Source organism: Adlercreutzia sp. ZJ473, from assembly GCF_013185065.1.
GTDB lineage: Bacteria > Actinomycetota > Coriobacteriia > Coriobacteriales > Eggerthellaceae > CAAEEV01.
Genome location: NZ_JAAVTO010000003.1, coordinates 73,724 through 93,162, shown reverse-complemented (window position 1 = coordinate 93,162; position 19,439 = coordinate 73,724). Strand labels below are relative to the sequence as shown.

The following is a 19,439-nucleotide window of genomic DNA, read 5'->3' as shown; positions in this document are numbered from 1 at the left end:
CTTGCTCCCTGATGAGGGGCGGGCTCTCAGAACCGTCTAGGGCTTCAGCACATCGAACGAAAGGAAATCATGTCTCAATCTGCTGTGAAGGAGGGGTTTGCGCGAGCGCTCTTCGTGGGCGCAGCGGCCGTTTCGGTGCTGGCCGTAGCTCTGATCTGCGTGTTCTTGTTCGCGAACGGCCTGCCCGCCATGGCGCAGATCGGAATCCCCGAGTTCCTCCTCGGAACCACGTGGCGTCCGGCGAACGACCTGTACGGCATCTTCCCCATGATCATCGGCTCCATCTACGTGACGGCGGGCGCCATGCTGGTGGGCGTTCCCGCGGGCTTTCTGTGCGCCGTGTTCCTCTCGCGCTTCGCGAGCGGGCGCGTGGCGGCCGCGCTCAAGCCCGGCGTCGAGCTGCTCGCAGGCATCCCGAGCGTCGTGTACGGCTTCTTCGGCCTGGTGGTCATCGTGCCGCTCATCCGCGACTACCTGCCCGGGCGCGGCCTCTCGCTTCTGGCGGCGGCGCTGCTTCTGGGCATCATGATCCTGCCCACCATCATCACCGTGGCGCAGAGCGCGCTCGACGCCGTGCCGCAGAAGTACTACGAGGGCGCGCTGGCGCTCGGCGCTGACCACGAGCACTCGGTGTTCCGCGTGGTGGTCCCCGCGGCCGCCTCGGGCATCATGGCCGCCATCGTGCTCGGCGTGGGCCGTGCGATCGGCGAGACGATGGCCGTCATCATGGTCGCAGGAAACCAAGCGGTGATCCCCGGCTCCATCTTCGACGGCGTGCGCACCATGACGGCGAACATCGTGCTCGAGATGGGCTACGCCGCCGACCTCCACCGCGGCGCGCTCATCGCCACGGGCGTGGTGCTGTTCGTGTTCATCCTGCTGATAACGATGCTGTTCAACGTGATTAAGAAGCGAGGCGAGGCGCGATGATGGCTCCTTGGGATATGACGGCGGCGCAGCTCAACGCGGCGTCGCGCATCACGGGCCCGGAGTGGGCCGTGCGCGAGGCCGAGGTCGCGCGCCGTCGGCGCATGGTGAGCTCGCTGCTGCGAGGGCTCGTGTACCTGGGCGCGGCGGCCACCGCGGCCGTGCTGGCCTTCCTGGTGGGCTACATCCTGGTGAACGGCGTGCCCTACCTCACGCCCAGCCTGTTCGAGTGGACGTACACCTCTGACAACGTGTCGCTCATGCCGGCGCTCGTCAGCACGCTGATGATGGCGGCGCTCGCGCTGGTGATGGCGGTGCCCGTCGGCGTGGGAAGCGCCATCTACCTGGTGGAGTACGCGCCGCGCGGCTCGCGCTTCGTGAGCATCGTGCGCACCACCACCGAGACCCTCCAGGGCATCCCGTCGATCATCTACGGCCTGTTCGGCATGCTGTTCTTCGTGACGGCGCTGCGCTGGAACCTGTCGCTTCTGTCGGGCGCGTGCACGCTGGCCATCATGGTGCTGCCCGTGGTGATGCGCACCACGGAGGAGGCGCTGATCGCCGTGCCTGACGCGTACCGCGAGGGCGGCTTCGGTCTGGGCGCGGGCCGGCTGCGCACGGTGTTCCGCTGCGTGCTGCCGAGCGCGGTGCCCGGCATCCTGGGCGGCGTGATCCTGGCCCTCGGCCGCTGCGTGGGCGAGGTGGCCGCGCTGCTGTTCACGGCGGGCACCATCGCGCAGATCCCCGACTTCGCGGCCGGCGGCGCGATGGCGGTGTTTGACTCGTGCCGCACGCTTGCGGTGCACATGTACGTGCTGGCCAGCGAGGGCCTGCACGTGAACGAGACGTATGCGACCGCGGTTGTGCTGCTGGTGGTCGTGGTAATTCTGAACGCGGCGGCGACCTTCGCTGCCAAGAAGATGAGGAAAGGAAGCGGCAATGACTAGCGGGACGATGGAGCGCGTGACGACGCGCGAGGCAGCAGGCGCAACGAGGACGACGGTTGTGCCGAGCGCAGGCGCGGCTGCCGGCGCAGGCGCTGCGGGCGGCGCGGCTCCCGCGGCGAACAAGATGGTCGTGAGCGACCTCAACCTGTACTACAAGGAGTTCCACGCGCTCAAGGACGTGAGCCTCACGTTCCCGGAGAACCAGGTGACGGCCCTCATCGGCCCGTCCGGCTGCGGCAAGTCGACGCTGCTGAAGAGCCTGAACCGCATGAACGACCTGGTGGAGGGCTGCCGCGTCGAGGGCTCCATCATGCTCGACGGGTCTGACGCGTACCGCGACGTCGAGGTGAACGACCTCCGCCGCCGCGTGGGCATGGTGTTCCAGCAGCCCAACCCCTTCCCCATGAGCGTGTACGACAACGTGGCGTTCGGCCCGCGCACGCACGGCATCAAGAAGCGCGCCGAGCTCGACGAGATCGTGGAGCAGAGCCTGCGCGACGCCGCCATCTGGGACGAGCTGAAGGACCGCCTGAAGAAGAACGCGCTCGGCCTCTCGGGCGGCCAGCAGCAGCGCCTGTGCATCGCGCGTGCGCTCGCGGTGCGCCCCGAGGTGCTGCTCATGGACGAGTCCACGAGCGCGCTCGACCCCATCTCCACGGCGAAGATCGAGGAGCTGGTGGCCGAGCTCAAGAAGAGCTACACCGTGATCATGGTGACGCACAACATGCTGCAGGCTCTGCGCGTGTCCGACAAGACGGCGTTCTTCCTGCTCGGCGAGATGGTCGAGGCGGGCGACACCGACACCATCTTCACGACCCCGAGCGACCCCCGCACCGCCGACTACGTGGCCGGCCGCTTCGGGTAAGAGAGACGAAGGGGAGGGGCTTTCCCTCCCTCATATAGGCAACGGCCGAGGGGCCCCTGACGCAGTTTTTGTCAGGGCCCCTCGGCCTTCTTATTTTCTTCACAATCATCTTGAGCGGGTTGGCGATGGTGACATCAGACGCGTCTTTCGGGCAATCGAAGACGCTCCCTGCTCTCAAAAGGTACACTATTTGTCAGGGGAGGGTTATACTGGCTGAGTTTGGAAGAAAGGGCAGGTCGGGCGCTAATACGGCATCCCGCCAAGCTGCAAGTCAGGAGCTCTCAAAAAGTGTACCTTTTGCGGCTTCGAGCTTGCGGGTTGACGCCATGCCAGAGCGCTCGGCCTTTTTGCGGGCACGAAGGCGGAGGACGCATGGCCACGAGCACATATGCGGCAGAGGTTGCAGCGCACTCCGTCTCGCGAGGCGAGACGCGTGCGCGCGCAGGTCGTCGTTCGCCTTCGGGCGTGCGCGAGGCCTCCCAGCGCGGTCCGTCTGCCTCACGTGCGGGCAAAGGAGGTCCCATAGGGCCGGCGTGCTGGTACGTGGCGCGTGTGCACGAGGGCCGCGAGGAAGCCGCAGCTCATGACCTGAAGAGCCTGGTCAGCGAAGAGCTCCTGCGCGACTGCTTCGTCCCCAAGGTCCAGCTGCTGCAGAAGCGGCAGGGCGAGTGGGTCACGGTCGAGCGGCTCCTGTACCCCGGCTACGTGTTCGCCGTCTCAGACAGCCCGCGCGGGCTCGACCGGCGGCTGAGCTCCCTTTCCTTTCCGGCACGCCTCATCGGGCAGCAGCGTACGACGTACGTGCCGCTCACCGCGGACGAGCAGGGCTGGTTCGAGTCAGTTCTCGACGGCCGGCGCACGCTGCGTCCGAGCGCGGGCGTCATCGAGCGTGACCAGGTGCGGGTGTCCGAGGGGCCGCTTCGCGGCTTCGAGGGGCGCATCCGCAAGCTGAACCGCCACAAGGCGCTCGCCTTCGTGGAGGTGAACATGCCCGATCGGCCGGTGCTGCTGCGCGCGGCGCTGGCCATAACCAGCCGCACGTAAGGGCGGCTGCAGCATACCTTGCTGCTGTGAACGGCGCCGCGCTCGGCGCGCGTTGGCATCAGGGGAACGAACACGTTGTCGGACCGACCAGGAAGGATGGATGGCGGAGCTATGCGTGTCCTGAATTCGTCTCAGCTGAGCGAAGGGCTTGCGGAGGCGGCTCAGCCAGACGCCGCTTCCCGCCGCCATGCGTTTCCCGTGCGCGGCGTGCCGTGGTACGTCGTGCAGGTGATGGCAGGTCGCGAGGACCATGCGCGCGAGCTGATCGCGGAGGCGGTGAAGCTCGAGGAGAAGGCCATGCGCGAGCGGGCGGAGGCCGAGGGCAGGCGGCCCGAGGGACTGCCGGTCGCGGAGGAGGTCTTCGTGCCGAAGGCCCGCGTGGGCGTGAAGCGCGAAGGCAAGTGGCTTCCCGGCGAGGAAGTGCTCATGCCGGGCTATCTGGTGGCGATTGCGCGCGACCCCGACGCGCTGGTCCGCGCGCTGAGAAGGACGCGCGGCTTCGTGCGTGTGGTGCGGCAAGACAACGTGGCAGTTCCCCTTTCGGAGCAGAGCGTCCGATGGCTCGAGGAGCAGACCCAGCGCGGCAGAAGCGCGGTGGCGATGTCCGAGGGCTATGTCGAGGACGGCAAGCTCCACATAACGAGCGGCCCGCTCGCGGGTCGCGAGGCCGTCATCCAGAAGGTGAACCACCGCAGGAAGGTGGCCTACCTCGAGATCGAGGCCCATGGCAAGAAGATAAAAGCCCAGCTGGGCATCAAGATAATCACGAAGAGAAAAGCGTGCAAGAAGAAGCAGAAAGCGAAATAGTAGCAGGCGGCGGAGACGTTGCGGCGGCGAGCGCGAAAGACGCGCCCACTGCATTCACCTGCCCGTGCAGCCGCTCGCTGGGTCAATTGACCCAGCGGACCCAGCGGAGCGCGGGGCGCGCCCCGGGGGCGGGCGGCCGGGGGGCGGCGTGAGCGCGAGGCTCGACACGCTCCTGAGGGCGCTGCCGCTGGTCGTGCTCGACGTCATGTCCGTCTACGCCGCCTTCGTCGTGGGCGCGTGGGGCATGCACCTCGAGGGGGAGATCCTCGGGATGAGCGCCTTCGGGTGGCACGTCGCGCTGCTCGCGCTCGTCTACGTGCTCGTGCTCGCGGCGTTCCGCATGTACACGACGATCTGGAGGTACGCCTCCGTCGACGAGCTCGTGCGGGTCGTGCTCGCGGTCACGGCGGCGTCGCTCGCGGGCGACCTGGCCGCCGCGCTGCTGTTCGGCGAGCGGCTCTGGGTCCGCTCCTACCTGTTCGCGTGGCTGTTCATGCTCGTCGCGTGCGGGGCCTCCCGCTTCGCCGCCCGGATAGCGGCGGGGGCCGGGGGCGGGGCCGCCGCCGGGCCGGAGGGCTCGCCGCGCACGCTCGTGGTGGGCGCCGGCGAGAACGGCAGCATCGTCGTCAAGCGCATGCTGGCCGGCGACCGCAGCATGCCGGGCCTCCCGGTCGGGCTGGTCGACGACGACCCGGCCAAGGTCGGCCGCCACGTGCACGGGGTGAGGGTGCTGGGGACCTGCGACCGCATCCCCGAGCTCTGCGGTGAGCTGGGGGTCGAGCAGCTCGTGATCTCGATCCCCAACGCCACCCGCTCGCAGCGCGGGCGCATATACGACGTGTGCGCGGGCACCGGCGTCAGGACGATGATGGTCCCCTACGAGCTGGACGTCGCGACGCCCGACGCCCCCGCCCCGATCCGCGAGGTGGAGATCGCGGACCTGCTCGCCCGCGACGAGGTCGCGCTCGACCTCGGGCAGGTGGGCTACGTCACGGGCAGGCGCGTGCTCGTGACGGGAGGCGGCGGATCGATCGGCAGCGAGATCGCCCGGCAGCTGCTGCCCGCCCGCCCCGCCGAGATCATCCTGCTCGACGTGTACGAGAACACGACCTACGAGCTCTACCACGAGATCAGGGGCCGCTGCGAGGAGGCGGGGGTGGGCTTGTCCGTCGAGATCGGCTCGATCACCCATTTGCCCGCGCTCGAGAAGTGCTTCGGGGAGCATGCGCCCGACGTGGTGTTCCACGCCGCGGCCCACAAGCACGTGCCCCTCATGGAGGCCAACGCCCGCGAGGCGGTGGAGAACAACGTCCTCGGCACGCTCAACGTGGCGCGCATGGCCCACGAGAGGGGGTGCACCCACTTCGTGCTCGTGTCGACCGACAAGGCCGTGAACCCCGCCAACGTCATGGGGGCCACCAAGCGCATGTGCGAGATGGTCGTGCAGCGCTACGCCGCCATGTCGGACACCGTGTTCGCCGCGGTGCGCTTCGGCAACGTGCTGGGGAGCCACGGGAGCGTCATCCCGCTGTTCAAGCGCCAGCTCAGGGAGGGAGGGCCCGTCACGGTCACCCACCGCGACATCACGCGCTACTTCATGACCATCCCCGAGGCCTCCCGCCTCGTGATCACCGCGGGCGCGCTCGCCAAGGGCGGCGAGATCTTCGTGCTCGACATGGGCGAGCCTGTGCGCATATGGGACCTCGCGGAGAACCTGGTGAGGCTCTCGGGGCTCGTGCCCGGGCGCGACGTGGATATCGTCGAGACGGGCCTGCGCCCCGGGGAGAAGATGTACGAGGAGCTGCGCATGGGCGCCGAGGAGGCGCGCCCCACCTCCGACGGGCGCATCACGGTGCTGACCGCGGCCCGCCCCGAGGTGGGCGACGTGGGGCGGCGCCTCGAGATCCTTCGCGCGTCCCTCGGCGGCACCAACGACGACGTCAGGCGGGCGCTGGCCGAGGCCGTGCCGACGTACCATCCGGACTTAAGAGACGACAAGGAGGGCTCGCATGCTGCGCGGCCTTGATGACATCACCCCCTTCGGCGAGAGGCTGTGGCTCTCGTCGCCGACTATGCACGGCGAGGAGCTGCGCTACGTGACGGAGGCCTACGAGACGAACTGGATGTCGACCGTGGGCGCGAACATCGACGAGGTCGAGCGCCTCGTGCGCGAGGAGGTGGGCGCCCGTTGCGCCGTGGCCCTCTCGAGCGGCACCGCGGCGCTCCATTTGGCCGTGAAGCTCGCCGGGGTGAGGCCCGGCGACGAGGTGCTCTGCAGCGACCTGACCTTCGACGCCACGGTGAACCCCGTGGCCTACGAGGGCGGGGTCCCGGTGTTCGTGGACTCCGAGCCCGGCACCTGGAACATGGACCCTGAGGCCCTCGAGCGCGCCTTCGGGCTGCACCCGCGGGCCAAGGTGGTCGTGGTGGCCCACCTCTACGGCGTCCCCGCCAGGATGGACGAGATCCTGTCCGTCGCCCGCGCGCACGGCGCCGTGGTCGTGGAGGACGCCGCCGAGTCCCTGGGCGCGTCCTACCGGGGCCGCCAGACGGGGTCCCTCGGCGACCTCGGCGTCGTGAGCTTCAACGGCAACAAGGTCATCACGGGCTCCGCGGGCGGCATGCTGCTCACGGACGACGAGGGGGCGGCGGCCAAGGCCCGCAAGTGGTCCACCCAGGCGCGCGAGGCGGCGCCCTGGTACCAGCACGAGGAGCTCGGCTACAACTACCGCATGAGCAACGTGGTCGCCGGCGTGGTGCGCGGCCAGATGCCGCACCTGGGTGAGCACGTGGCCCGCAAGAGGGAGATCTACGAGCGCTACCGGGAGGGCCTGGCGGGCCTGCCCGCGTCCATGAACCCCTACGACGCGGAGGCCTCCGAGCCGAACTTCTGGCTCTCCTGCCTGCTCATCGACGAGGAGGCCATGTGCCGGCAGGTGCGCGGCGAGCGCGACGTGCTCTACGCGCCCGAGCCGGGCAGGTCCTGCCCGCACGAGATACTCGACGCGCTGGCCTCCGTGAACGCCGAGGGGCGACCGGTGTGGAAGCCCATGCACCTGCAGCCCGTCTACCGCAACCACCCCTTCGTCACCCGCGAGGGCGACGGGCGCGCCCGCACGAACGCCTACGCCGGCGACGGCCGCGCCCCCGACGTGGGCGCCGACCTGTTCCGCCGCGGCGTGTGCCTGCCCTCCGACGTGAAGATGACGCCCGGGCAGCAGGACGTTGTCATCGAGGTCGTGAGGAGGTGCTTCGGGTAGGTGGCGGCGCTTCCCCCCGTAGAGCCGAGGATGCCTGAGGGCCTCTACGAGCGCCGCGTCAAGCGGGCGCTCGACGTCGTGCTCTCCGCCGCGGCGCTCGTCCTCCTCGCTCCCGTGTTCGGCGTGACCGCGCTGCTGGTCCGCGCGAGGCTCGGCAGCCCGGTCGTCTTCAGGCAGAGGAGGCCCGGCATGGTGGACCCGGCCACGGGGCAGGAGCGCATATTCGAGCTCTACAAGTTCCGGACCATGACCGACGCGCGCGGCGAGGACGGCGAGCTGCTCCCGGACGAGGAGCGCCTGACGCCCTTCGGGCGCGCCCTGCGCTCCACGAGCCTGGACGAGCTGCCGGAGCTCGTGAACATCCTCAGGGGCGATATGAGCCTCGTCGGGCCGCGGCCGCTCCTGGTGTCGTACCTGCCCCTCTACAGCGAGGAGCAGCGCCATCGCCACGACGTCCGCCCCGGGCTGACTGGCTGGGCCCAGGTCAACGGCCGCAACGCCATCAAATGGGAGGACAAGTTCAGGTACGACCTCGAGTACGTGGACAACTGCACCTTCGCCATGGACCTGAAGGTGTTCATCGCCACGTTCAAGATCCTCCTCCGTCGCTCCGGCATCAGCAGCGAGACCTCTGCGACCATGGAGAGGTTCGCGGGTGCGCCCGAAGAGGGAAAGCAGGGCGAGGCGGCATGAACGTCCTGTTCCTGAGCATCGCGGGCATCGGCGACCTGAAGAGCCAGGGCATCTACGGCGACCTGCTTAAGACGTTCAGAGACCACGGGCACGCCGTATATGCGGTGAACCCGCAGGAGCAAGGAGCTGACCTTCCTACAAAATGCGAAGACGTCGAGGGAGTGAAGGTCCTGCGCGTGCGCACCGGCAACCTCCAGAAGTGCGGCCTGGTGGAGAAGGGGATCTCGCAGCTGAGGCTCGAGAGGCAGTACCTGTCGGCGATCGAGAGGCACTTCGCGGGGGTTCACTTCGACCTCATCTTGTACCCGACGCCGCCCACCACCTTGGGCGGGCTGGTCGGGAAGCTGAAGCGCGAGCACGGCGCCATGACGTACCTCCTGCTCAAGGACATCTTCCCGCAGAACTCCCTCGACCTGGGGATGCTGTCGGAGAGGGGGCTGAGGGGCCTGGCCTACCGGTACTTCAAGCGCACTGAGCGGAGGACCTACGAGGCCTCCGACTTCATCGGCTGCATGTCCGAGGCGAACCGCCGCTACCTCGTCGAGCACGAGCCTTGGATCGACGCCGAGAAGGTCGAGGTCAACCCCAACAGCCTGATCCCCCGGGACATGCCCGACGTCGACAAGGTTGTCCTGCGGGAGCGGTTCGGCATCCCCGCCGACGCCCGCCTCTTCACGTACGGCGGCAACCTCGGAAAGCCGCAGGCCATCGACTTTCTCGTCCGAGTCCTGAGACTTAACGAGGAGAGGGGCGGCGTCTTCTTCGCCGTCGCAGGCGCCGGGACCGAGCGGCACCTGCTCGAGGAGTACTTCGAGGAGGAGAGGCCGGAGAGATCGAGGCTGCTCCCCCTCCTGCCGCGGGAGGACTTCGACTCCCTCCTGCGGGCCTCCGACTGCGGGGTAGTCTTGCTTGACCATCGTTTCACCATCCCCAACTTCCCCTCCCGCAGCCTGTCCTATCTGCAGGCGGGGATACCCTACGTCGCGGCGACGGACGACGTGAGTGACGTGGGGACGCTGGCCGAGGTCGAGGGGTTCGGCGTGAGGGTCGGCAGCATTGACGAGGCCCGGTTCCTCGAGGTGTGCGAGAGCCTCTCCTCCGAGGAGCTGAGGCGGATGGGGGCGGCGGGCTGCCGGTACTTCGAGGGCAACTGCACAGCGGAGCGTTCCTATAGGTTGATTATGGAGCATGTGAATGATTAGCAGCGACGCGTTCAAGGGCAAGACCCTGATGATCACTGGCGGGACGGGAAGCTTCGGCTCAACGGTGCTCAAGCACTTCCTTGATTCCAATATCGGCGAGATTCGCATCTTCTCTCGCGACGAGAAGAAGCAGGATGACATGAGGCACAGGCTGCAGAGGGTGAGCCCCGAAGCAGCACGAAAGGTGCGTTTTCTTATCGGGGACGTTCGCGACTCGCAGTCGGTTCGGGATGCCATGCGCGGGGTCGATTACGTATTTCATGCGGCAGCGCTCAAGCAAGTGCCATCCTGCGAGTTCTTCCCCATGGAGGCAGTGCGCACTAACGTGATCGGCACCGACAACGTGCTGCACGCCGCCATAGCGGAGGGGGTCGAGCGTGTGGTGTGCTTGTCAACCGACAAGGCGGCATACCCCATCAACGCCATGGGCAAGTCCAAGGCGATGATGGAGTCGATCATCCACGCGAATGCTCGTAATGGTGCAGGGCGTACGACCATCTGCTGCACGCGTTACGGCAATGTCATGTGCTCGCGCGGTAGCGTTATCCCGCTGTTCATCGACCGCATTCGTAAGGGTATGCCACTTACGGTAACTGACCCTCATATGACACGCTTTTTGATGAACTTAGATGAGGCAGTAGATCTGGTTTGTTTTGCCTTTGAACATGCCAACCCTGGAGATCTTTTCATCCAAAAAGCCCCAGCTTCTACCATTGCGGACTTGGCTGAAGCAGTCCAAGAAGTATTCGGGCATACCGGAACGCAGATCATAGGCACCCGTCATGGTGAGAAACTCTATGAAACCCTGATGACCTGCGAGGAGCGACTTCGTGCAGAAGATATGGGTAACTACTATCGCGTACATGCTGATACTCGTGATCTCAACTACGACAAGTTCGTGGTGGACGGTGAGGTTAAGACGATGGCGACAGAGGCCTACACCTCACACAACACAACAAGGCTTGACGTAGCCGGTACGGTTGAGAAGATCAAGACTGCGGAGTACGTCCAACTTGCCCTACAGGGCCGCGAGCACGAGGCGGTGCAGTAGCATGAGGATCCTCGTAACCGGCGCAAAGGGCATGGTCGGCACGGCGCTCTGCAATAGCCTGCGCAACATACGTGATGGCAAGGACCGCACGCGGCCCAACTTGAAGATCGACGAGGTCTTCGAATACGACCTGGACTCGACGCCGGAAGATCTCAAAAGGTACTGCCGGGAGTGCGACTTCGTATTCAACCTTGCTGGTGTGAATCGCCCCGAGGATCCGGCCGACTTCATGGAGGGCAACTTCGGGTTCGCGGGCGAGTTGCTTGGTGAGCTTAGAGCAGCTCGCAACAAGGCACCCATCATGCTTTCCTCCAGTATCCAGGCGACGCTGTCTGGCCGTTTCGGGGAGAGCGATTATGGCAAGAGCAAGAGGGCCGGAGAAGAGCTGTTCTTCGACTACGCAAAGGAAACCGGCGCCAAGGTAGCCGTCTATCGCTTTCCTAATCTCATGGGGCATTCTCGTCCTAACTACAATTCAGCCGTCTCAACGTTTTGCTGGGCAATAGCCAACGATGAACCTTATACGGTTAATGACCCCAATACGAAACTCGAGCTTCTCTACGTTGATGACCTCGTACAGGGCATGTTTGATCTGTTGGAAGGCAAAGAGCAACGCTGTGAATACGAAGGATTAGAGGTCATTCCTTCTGACACAGGGCGCTACTGCTACGTGCCGACTACTCACAAAGTAACGTTGGGGCGTATCATCGAGTTGTTGCAGGAGTTCAGGACTCAGCCCGAGACGCTCATGATGCCGTCCATGCCGGAGGGCTCCTTCGAGAAGAAGCTCTATAGCCTCTACCTTACTTATCTGCCCACAGACAAGTTCAAGTACCCCTTACGTATGAACATTGACGAGCGGGGGAGCTTTACCGAGCTTGTTCACACGCAAGATTGCGGTCAGGTATCTATCAACATATCCAAGCCCGGCGTCACCAAGGGCCAGCATTGGCACAACTCCAAATGGGAGCTCTTTATCGTGGTTAAGGGACGTGCGCTAATACGCGAGCGCAACGTCAATACGAACCAAACGATAGAGTTCGAGGTGACGGGCGAGCAAATAGAGGCCGTCCACATGATCCCGGGCTGGACCCACAGCATAACCAACCTCTCCGACACCGAGGACCTGGTCACGGTCATGGCCTGCAACGAGGCCTTCGATCCGGCGCGTCCCGACACCTACTTCGAGGAGGTCTAGAGACATGGCTTACGACGTGAGCTTCAAGCGCGACGGCAGGCTCAAGCTGCTGATCGTCGTGGGCACGCGCCCCGAGGTCATCCGCCTGTCCGAGGTCATCAAGAAGTGCCGCAGGTACTTCGACACCCTGCTCGCCCACACGGGGCAGAACTACGACTACAGCCTGAACGGCGTGTTCTTCCATGACCTGGAGCTGGGCGACCCCGACGTCTACCTCGACGCGGTGGGGGATGACCTCGGCGAGACCGTGGGCAACATCATCGCCAGGAGCTACAGGCTCATGGCCGAGGTCAAGCCCGACGCGGTCCTGGTCCTGGGCGACACCAACAGCTGCCTCTCTGTCATCGGCGCCAAGAGGCTCCACATCCCGATCTTCCACATGGAGGCGGGCAACCGCTGCAAGGACGAGTGCCTGCCGGAGGAGACTAACCGCCGCATCGTCGACGTCATCTCCGACGTGAACCTCGCCTACTCAGAGCACGCCAGGCGCTACCTCAAGGACGCCGGCTGCGCCCCCGAGCGCACCTACGTGACGGGAAGCCCCATGGCTGAGGTGCTCCATGGGAACCTGGGCAAGATCAACGCGAGCGACGTCCACGCGAGGCTCGGCCTCGAGAAGGGCAAGTACATCCTGCTCTCCGCCCACCGCGAGGAGAACATCGACACGCCCGCCAACTTCGGGAGCCTGTTCGGCGCAATCAACAAGATGGCCGCCGAGTACGACGTGCCCGTCCTCTACTCCTGCCACCCGAGGAGCCGAAAGCGCCTGGAGGCCAGCGGCTTCGAGCTCGACCCCCGCGTGCGCATGCACGAGCCGCTCGGGTTCCACGACTACAACTGCCTGCAGGCGAATGCCTTCTGCGTGGTGTCCGACTCAGGCACCCTGCCCGAGGAGTCGGCCTTCTTCGCGAGCGTGGGCCAGCCCTTCCCCGCGGTGTGCATCCGTACCTCCACCGAGCGCCCCGAGGCGCTCGATAAGGCGTGCTTCGTGCTCTCCGGCATCGACGAGCGGGGCCTCCTTCAGGCGGTCGAGCTCGCCGTCGCCATGGAGCGCGACGGCCTGCACGCGGCCCCGGTCCCCGACTACGCCGACGAGGACGTGTCCGACAAGGTGGTCAAGATAATCCAGTCCTACACCGGCGTGGTCAACAAGATGGTGTGGAGGAAGGGCAAGGGTGCTCAGTGAAAGTATTGATTGTAACTAGCGGATTTCTCCCAGGTGTGAAGTACGGAGGACCTCCGATAAGTATTAATAACTTCTGCAGTCTTATGGATAACTGCGAGTGCTATGTTGTTGCAAAAAATCACGACATGGGGGAGACTCTCCCCTATACGGGGATTAGCGCCGGGTGGAACGACAAAGGAAATTGTTTTGTAAAATATTTATCTGATGAAAACTACTCGAAGGATAGCTTCTTGGCGGCTCTTGATGAGATAAAGCCTGATATTCTGTATCTGCAAAGCTTGTTTGCAGATTGCGTACTTCCGTGCTTGTCCATAGCGAAGCTGCGCAACGTTCCTGTTTTGCTGGCCCCTAGAGGAGAACTGTGTCCGGGTGCAATGCGGAAAAAATATAAAAAAATACCCTATATAGGGCTATTGAGGGCAGCTGGCTTGATTAGAAACGTATCCTTTCAGTTCACGAGCGATGATGAGTTGATGGGAATCAAGAGATACTTTGGAGAGAGTGCAAAAGCTTTCGCTTTGACTAATGTTCCTTCGAAGCCGAAGAAACTCAGTCAGCGAAGCAAAAAGCGAGTGGGTGAAATCAAGATCGCCTATTTATCTCGCATTGTTCCGAAAAAAAATTTGTACTATGCGTTGAGCTGCCTCCCCGGGCTTTGTGGGAGCGTTGAATTCAATATCTATGGGCCAGTTGAGGACGCTTCGTATTACGAAAAATGTAAGAGCTTGATTTCGACTTTGCCAAGCAACATCAAGGCGAACTATTGCGGATATGTTGGTCAGGGCGGCTCTCATGCTATATTTGCCGAGCATGACGTGTTTCTTTTTCCGACGCAAAGCGAGAACTATGGGCATGTAATAGCGGAATCGCTCTCCGTTGGTTGCCCAGTGCTTACAAGCGATCAGACCCCTTGGACGTTCGAGGGATTTGAGGCTGCCGGGCGTGCGATCCCCCTTGATATGAAGAGCAAATTCATGGGCGAACTTCAGGGGCTGATTGACGAGGATGGGTTTGCGAGTGCCGGTCGCAGATCGTGCGCCATTCGCTATTTTGACCATGCGGCGAACTACGATTCGTTGCGTTCTCGCTACTCGGATGTCCTGTTGGCGGTAAAGAATTTCGATAAATGAAAGTTCGCTCTGCGGATATGAAGACGTGGAGTTTGCTCGGATTCTGATGAACAGGCCTTTCCGAAAATCGTGTTGCCGATAGGCCATGAACAGCTGCAAGGTCTGGAAAAGTTGCGGGGGGGGGTTATTTTGGGTATTAGTGTTGTAATGGCGACATATAATGGCCTAGCGTATTTAGGTGAACAGCTGGATTCCCTGAGAAATCAAACCGTGGTTCCTGATGAGGTTCTAATATGCGATGATTGCTCAACGGACGGAAGCGCGGAGTATGTTTCTGACTATATCAAGCGACATTCTCTAGGCTCCTGGCGATTGACGGTCAATTCTTCCAATATTGGGTGGAAACGCAACTTCTATCAGTTGTTAGAACAGGTGACGTGCGATTACGTTTGCCTTGCTGATCAGGATGACATTTGGCTGCCAACTCATATCGAGATGCTGGCTGATGTGTTTAAGCGGCATCCTGAAGCGACGGTCGTGTCATCATTGCCTGCTTTTCATTATGAGGGCCGAGGCGAGATCGAGTATCCAGACTGCGACGGATCTGTTTGTCACCCCACGTTGAATTGCAGATTTGGCATTACATCACAGCCTGGCTGTACTTACATGGTAAAGAAAACTCTCTTTCAAAAAATCCAACATGATTGGGATGTGTCTTTGCCTCATGATGCAATTCTCTATTCCGTGAGCAAGATGATGGGGACCCTGTTTGTCCTAAACGAAGTCTCAGTTATCTTTCGAAGACATGAGAATTGTGCATCTGCGCAGAGAAAGAAGGGGCGAAGTGAACTAATGGATGAACTAGATCGTCTTGAAAGGCTGCTCTCGCTGCTCCGCGCGGTGCTTCGACGGGCTGGCGACGCTCCTTTTTCGAATCAAAGTGCTTCTACGCTGGATCGCGCCGAAAGGGCTTTGGAGCTCAGGCAGCGCATGATCGCGCATAGGAGCTTTTTTGACTGGTTGAGACTCTGTTCTTTCTCTGATTGCTACGCGTCTCGTAAAAACTACTATTGCGACCTCTGGTGCCTTGTATTCAAGAACCTCAAAATCCCTCGGAGATAGCGCTTTGTGTCAAATCACACTATAAGAGGGAATGGTTGCACACTGCGATGACTGGGTATCTTCTTTTCTTTGCCGCAGCTTTGGCGGGAGTCGTTGGGCATCGCTCGCGCTTCGCTCGATTCTTTGTTTTGACTGCTTGCTGGTTGATCATGGCGTTCAATACGTCAAATGCAGATTTTGCCGGTTACGAGTACTTCTATGAATTCAGGATCGAAGAATGGAGTGGATTGAACCCAGGCTACGTACTGTCAGAGAGAGTAGCATGGGCTCTTGGCTTCGATTTTCTCCAATACAGAATGATGATGAGCACAGTGGCACTTTTGCTCATTGCGTGGTTCGTCAATCGATACACAAGAAATGGCGCAATAGTCCTGTCGCTCTACTTGCTTCTTCCTTTTCTTTACGATGTGGTTCAGTTCAAATTCTTCATTTCTGCCGCGATCGCTCTGTTTGCTCTACGCTTCTTGATAGACAGGGTGAGGTTTTTCGCCTTGAAGTATGCGATTGCGATGCTTCTAGCGTACTCTGTTCATCCCGCATCAGTGCTGTTCACGTTCCTTCTTGTGGGGTTGCTCGGCAGGGGAAGATCAGCTCGGGTTTCGTTTGCAATAACGGTTGTTATCTTTTTGCTTGTGTATACAGGAATCGCCCAAGCTGTGCTATCGGGCCTCACTGATTCGATAAAGGCCGAAGCTTATTTTGCGCAAATGAGCCGCTTTGGCTCTATACCGTATCTTATTTCCGTCGGACTGCAGGTTTTCATAGTCTACATAACCCAGTCCTATACTGCGGAGGTTTTCGAGAAGGCGGATCGTCCGACTCTTTCCGTCGTGCGTTGTGGAGAAGGTCACGCTCAAGAGGGTCAAGACGATGCGGCGGCGCGGTTCTTGTCCTTTTTCGATAGCGCAGTCTACTCGTTTCTTCCTATCGCAGCCTTCATCCCGCTTTCAATCCAAAACTTTTACCGGCCTATTCGCAGCGCAAGCATATTATTCTTCATCTACTTCGCCATTATGCTATTTGAGCAAAGAGAGAGCCTCTCTGACCGAGGCAGGACTTTCCTAGTTCTTGCCTTTTCGGTTTGGATGATTGGAACCGTATTTCTTGTCTATTACCCCGTTCTTGACCTCGTGGTGGCTCCCGAGTTGACGAACAACCTTTTGTGGAGTTGATTCACGAATGCGTCTTCCAGATGGCGAAACAAGAGGCAACTCATGAAGGGCATAATACTCGCGGGGGGCTCGGGCACGCGCCTGTACCCGCTCACCACGGTCACGAGCAAGCAGCTTCTGCCCGTGTACGACAAGCCGATGGTGTACTACCCGCTGTCGGTGCTGATGATGGCGGGCATACGCGACGTCCTCGTCATCTCGACTCCGCACGACCTGCCGAACTTCGAGGGCCTCCTCGGGGACGGCTCGCAGTTCGGGATCAGGCTCTCCTACGCCGAGCAGCCCTCGCCCGACGGCCTCGCGCAGGCCTTCCTCATCGGCGAGGAGTTCATAGCCGGCGGGCCCTGCGCGCTCGTGCTCGGCGACAACGTGTTCTACGGCAGCGGCCTCAAGCGCCACCTGCGCCGCGCCGTCGAGCGCGCCGAGTCCGGGGGCGGCGCCACCGTGTTCGGCTACCACGTCGACGACCCCGAGAGATTCGGCGTGGTGGAGTTCGACGAGGGCTTCAACGCGGTGTCCATCGAGGAGAAGCCGGAGAACCCCAAGTCGAGCTACGCCGTCACGGGCCTGTACTTCTACGACTCGCGCGTGTGCGAGCTCGCCAAGCAGGTGGTGCCCTCCGCCCGCGGCGAGCTCGAGATCACCGACCTCAACCGCATGTACCTTGAGGACGGCAGCCTCTCGGTGGTGACCCTCGGGCGCGGCTACGCGTGGCTCGACACCGGCACCATGGAGTCGCTGTTCGAGGCGGGCGAGTTCGTCCGCGCCGTGCAGAGGAGCCAGGGGCTCCCCGTCTCGGTCGTGGAGGAGATCGCCTACGAGAACGGCTGGATCACGAGGGGGGACCTGCTCGCCGCGGCTGAGCGCTGCGGCAAGTCCGAGTACGGCAGGTTCCTCAAGAAGGTCGCCGAGGGCGGGCTCGTCCCCGGCGCCGACCACGCGTAGGGGAGGGGGGAAGGATGTCTGAGCCCATGAGGATCCTCGTCACCGGATGCAACGGCCAGCTCGGCAGCGAGATCAGGCGCTGCCTCGCGACCATGGAGGCCGAGGTCGGCCCCGTCCCGCCCGAGTACGCGGGCGCGCGGGCCGACTTCGTCGACTACGGGGAGCTCGACATAGCGGACGCGGCCGCCGTGGACGCGTGGTTCGCGGGCCATGCCTACGACCTCGTCGTGAACTGCGCCGCCGCCACGAACGTGGACGGCTGCGAGGCGGACGAGGAGGGGGCGTACCGGGTGAACGCGCTGGGGCCTGAGGCCCTGGCCCGCGCGAGCGCGCGCCAGGGCGCCAAGCTCGTCCAGGTGTCGACCGACTACGTGTTCTCGGGGGACGCGCCCGGCGAGCGCGCGGAGTCCGACCCGACGGGGCCGATCAGCGCCTACGGGCGCACGAAGCTCGCCGGCGAGGAGCTGGCGCTCGCCGCCAACCCCCGCACGTTCGTCGTGCGCACGGCCTGGCTCTACGGCTACGTGGGGCGCAACTTCGTGAAGACCATGCGGCGCCTGGGCATGGAGCGCGAGGAGGTGTCGGTGGTGTGCGACCAGCTGGGCAACCCCACGCACGCCAACGACCTGGCCCACGAGATCCTGAAGGTGGCCCTCACCGAGGGGTACGGCACCTACCACATGACGGGCGGCGGCACCTGCTCCTGGGCCGACCTCGCCGAGGCGGTCATGGAGGGCTTCGGGCTTCCCTGCGAGGTGGTCCGGGTCACGTCCGAGGAGTACAAGCGCATGAACCCCGCCTCCGCCGACCGCCCGCGCTTCAGCGCGCTGCGCAACGGGAGGCTGGCCGACGCGGTCGGCGACGAGATGCGCCCCTGGCGCGAGGCGCTCGCCGCCTACGTCGCCAGGTTCGACGAGCTTTCGAGATAGGAGGGGACGGGATTGTTCGAGCCAAGCAAGATAATCGTCACCGGCGGCTGCGGCTTCATCGGCAGCAACTTCACCCGCTGGGTGGTGGACAACACTGACTGCGACGTGGTGGTGCTCGACAAGCTCACCTACGCCGGCAACCCCGAGAACATAGCGGGCCTGCCCGAGGACAGGGTGAGGCTCGTCGTGGGCGACATATGCGACGCGGACCTGCTCGACGAGCTCGTGCCGGAGGCGGACGCCGTCGTGCACTTCGCGGCCGAGTCCCACAACGACAACTCGATCGCGGGCCCCGAGCCCTTCCTCATGACCAACGTGGAGGGCACCTACCGGCTCCTCGAGGCGTGCAGGAGGTTCGGCAAGCGCCTCCACCACGTCTCCACCGACGAGGTGTACGGCGACCTGGCCCTCGACGACCCGGCCAGGTTCACCGAGGAGACCCCGTACCACCCGTCGAGCCCGTACTCGTCCACCAAGGCGGCCTCCGACATGCTGGTCCGCGCGTGGCACCGCACCTACGGCGTGCCCGTCACGATCTCGAACTGCTCCAACAACTACGGCCCCTGCCAGCACGTGGAGAAGTTCATACCGCGTCAGGTGACCAACTTGATCGACGGCGACCGCCCCAAGCTCTACGGCGACGGGCGCAACGTCCGCGACTGGATCCACGCCGAGGACCACTCGAGCGCCGTGTGGGCGATCCTCACGCGCGGGCGCGTCGGCGAGACCTACCTGATAGGGGCGGACGGGGAGAAGTCGAACATAGACGTCCTCCGCGAGGTCCTGCGCGCCTTCGGCCGTGCGGAGGACAACTTCGACTGGGTGCGCGACCGCCCGGGCCACGACAGGCGCTACGCCATCGACAGCTCGAAGCTGCGGGCTGAGCTCGGCTGGGAGCCCAGGCACACGGACTTCGCCGAGGGCCTGGCCGAGGTCGTCAAATGGTACAGGGACAACGAGAGCTGGTGGCGCCCCGCCAAGGAGGCCACCGAGAAGAAGTACGCCGAGCAGGGGCAGTAGG

Annotated in this window: 18 protein-coding genes; all 18 read left to right on the top strand. The window is 63.3% G+C overall.

Features of this window, described 5'->3' with window-relative positions:
• The first annotated feature begins 69 nt into the window (after window positions 1-69).
• Entirely contained in the window at window positions 70-930 is an 861-nt protein-coding gene (gene pstC / locus HRL41_RS01450; protein WP_172135192.1) for a phosphate ABC transporter permease subunit PstC, read from the top strand.
• Complete coding sequence (gene pstA / locus HRL41_RS01445) at window positions 930-1,874, top strand: phosphate ABC transporter permease PstA (RefSeq protein WP_216662451.1); 945 nt, start codon at window positions 930-932, stop codon at window positions 1,872-1,874. Before pstC ends, pstA begins: the two co-directional genes overlap by 1 nt.
• Before the next feature lie 124 nt (window positions 1,875-1,998).
• The gene (gene pstB, locus HRL41_RS01440; RefSeq protein WP_172135207.1) at window positions 1,999-2,739 is read left to right on the top strand and encodes a phosphate ABC transporter ATP-binding protein PstB; all 741 of its coding nucleotides are present in this window, start codon (window positions 1,999-2,001) and stop codon (window positions 2,737-2,739) included.
• A gap of 372 nt (window positions 2,740-3,111) precedes the next feature.
• Window positions 3,112-3,783, top strand: coding sequence for a transcription termination/antitermination NusG family protein (locus HRL41_RS01435; protein WP_172135191.1), 672 nt, complete (start codon window positions 3,112-3,114; stop codon window positions 3,781-3,783).
• 111 nt (window positions 3,784-3,894) lie between these two features.
• Window positions 3,895-4,590: a transcription termination/antitermination NusG family protein gene (locus HRL41_RS01430; RefSeq protein ID WP_172135190.1), complete on the top strand. Its 696-nt coding sequence runs from the start codon at window positions 3,895-3,897 to the stop codon at window positions 4,588-4,590.
• A gap of 148 nt (window positions 4,591-4,738) precedes the next feature.
• The gene (locus HRL41_RS01425) at window positions 4,739-6,616 is read left to right on the top strand and encodes a nucleoside-diphosphate sugar epimerase/dehydratase (protein ID WP_216662450.1); all 1,878 of its coding nucleotides are present in this window, start codon (window positions 4,739-4,741) and stop codon (window positions 6,614-6,616) included.
• The gene (locus HRL41_RS01420; RefSeq protein WP_172135189.1) at window positions 6,600-7,850 is read left to right on the top strand and encodes a DegT/DnrJ/EryC1/StrS aminotransferase family protein; all 1,251 of its coding nucleotides are present in this window, start codon (window positions 6,600-6,602) and stop codon (window positions 7,848-7,850) included. The genes HRL41_RS01425 and HRL41_RS01420 overlap by 17 nt, the downstream gene beginning before the upstream one ends.
• Window positions 7,851-8,543: a sugar transferase gene (locus tag HRL41_RS01415; RefSeq protein WP_371808775.1), complete on the top strand. Its 693-nt coding sequence runs from the start codon at window positions 7,851-7,853 to the stop codon at window positions 8,541-8,543.
• Entirely contained in the window at window positions 8,540-9,745 is a 1,206-nt protein-coding gene (locus HRL41_RS01410) for a glycosyltransferase family 4 protein (RefSeq protein ID WP_172135188.1), read from the top strand. The genes HRL41_RS01415 and HRL41_RS01410 overlap by 4 nt, the downstream gene beginning before the upstream one ends.
• Entirely contained in the window at window positions 9,738-10,796 is a 1,059-nt protein-coding gene (locus HRL41_RS01405) for a polysaccharide biosynthesis protein (protein ID WP_172135187.1), read from the top strand. The genes HRL41_RS01410 and HRL41_RS01405 overlap by 8 nt, the downstream gene beginning before the upstream one ends.
• Window position 10,797: 1 nt before the next feature.
• Window positions 10,798-11,994 (top strand): NAD-dependent epimerase/dehydratase family protein, encoded by a 1,197-nt coding sequence (locus HRL41_RS01400; protein ID WP_172135186.1) that lies wholly within the window; start codon window positions 10,798-10,800, stop codon window positions 11,992-11,994.
• A gap of 4 nt (window positions 11,995-11,998) precedes the next feature.
• On the top strand, window positions 11,999-13,180 hold the full coding sequence (wecB, locus tag HRL41_RS01395; protein WP_172135185.1) for a non-hydrolyzing UDP-N-acetylglucosamine 2-epimerase: 1,182 nt from the start codon (window positions 11,999-12,001) through the stop codon (window positions 13,178-13,180).
• Entirely contained in the window at window positions 13,177-14,310 is a 1,134-nt protein-coding gene (locus HRL41_RS01390; protein WP_172135184.1) for a glycosyltransferase, read from the top strand. Before wecB ends, HRL41_RS01390 begins: the two co-directional genes overlap by 4 nt.
• A gap of 147 nt (window positions 14,311-14,457) precedes the next feature.
• Window positions 14,458-15,372, top strand: coding sequence for a glycosyltransferase (locus tag HRL41_RS01385; RefSeq protein WP_253904632.1), 915 nt, complete (start codon window positions 14,458-14,460; stop codon window positions 15,370-15,372).
• A gap of 47 nt (window positions 15,373-15,419) precedes the next feature.
• Complete coding sequence (locus HRL41_RS01380; protein WP_172135182.1) at window positions 15,420-16,544, top strand: EpsG family protein; 1,125 nt, start codon at window positions 15,420-15,422, stop codon at window positions 16,542-16,544.
• A gap of 42 nt (window positions 16,545-16,586) precedes the next feature.
• Window positions 16,587-17,489 carry a glucose-1-phosphate thymidylyltransferase RfbA gene (gene rfbA / locus HRL41_RS01375; protein ID WP_172135181.1) on the top strand — a complete coding sequence of 301 codons (903 nt, stop codon included), beginning with the start codon at window positions 16,587-16,589 and terminating at the stop codon, window positions 17,487-17,489.
• 14 nt (window positions 17,490-17,503) lie between these two features.
• Window positions 17,504-18,418, top strand: coding sequence for a dTDP-4-dehydrorhamnose reductase (rfbD, locus tag HRL41_RS01370; RefSeq protein ID WP_253904631.1), 915 nt, complete (start codon window positions 17,504-17,506; stop codon window positions 18,416-18,418).
• Window positions 18,419-18,430: 12 nt separating this feature from the next.
• The gene (rfbB, locus tag HRL41_RS01365) at window positions 18,431-19,438 is read left to right on the top strand and encodes a dTDP-glucose 4,6-dehydratase (RefSeq protein ID WP_172135180.1); all 1,008 of its coding nucleotides are present in this window, start codon (window positions 18,431-18,433) and stop codon (window positions 19,436-19,438) included.
• The last annotated feature ends 1 nt before the right edge of the window (window position 19,439 follow it).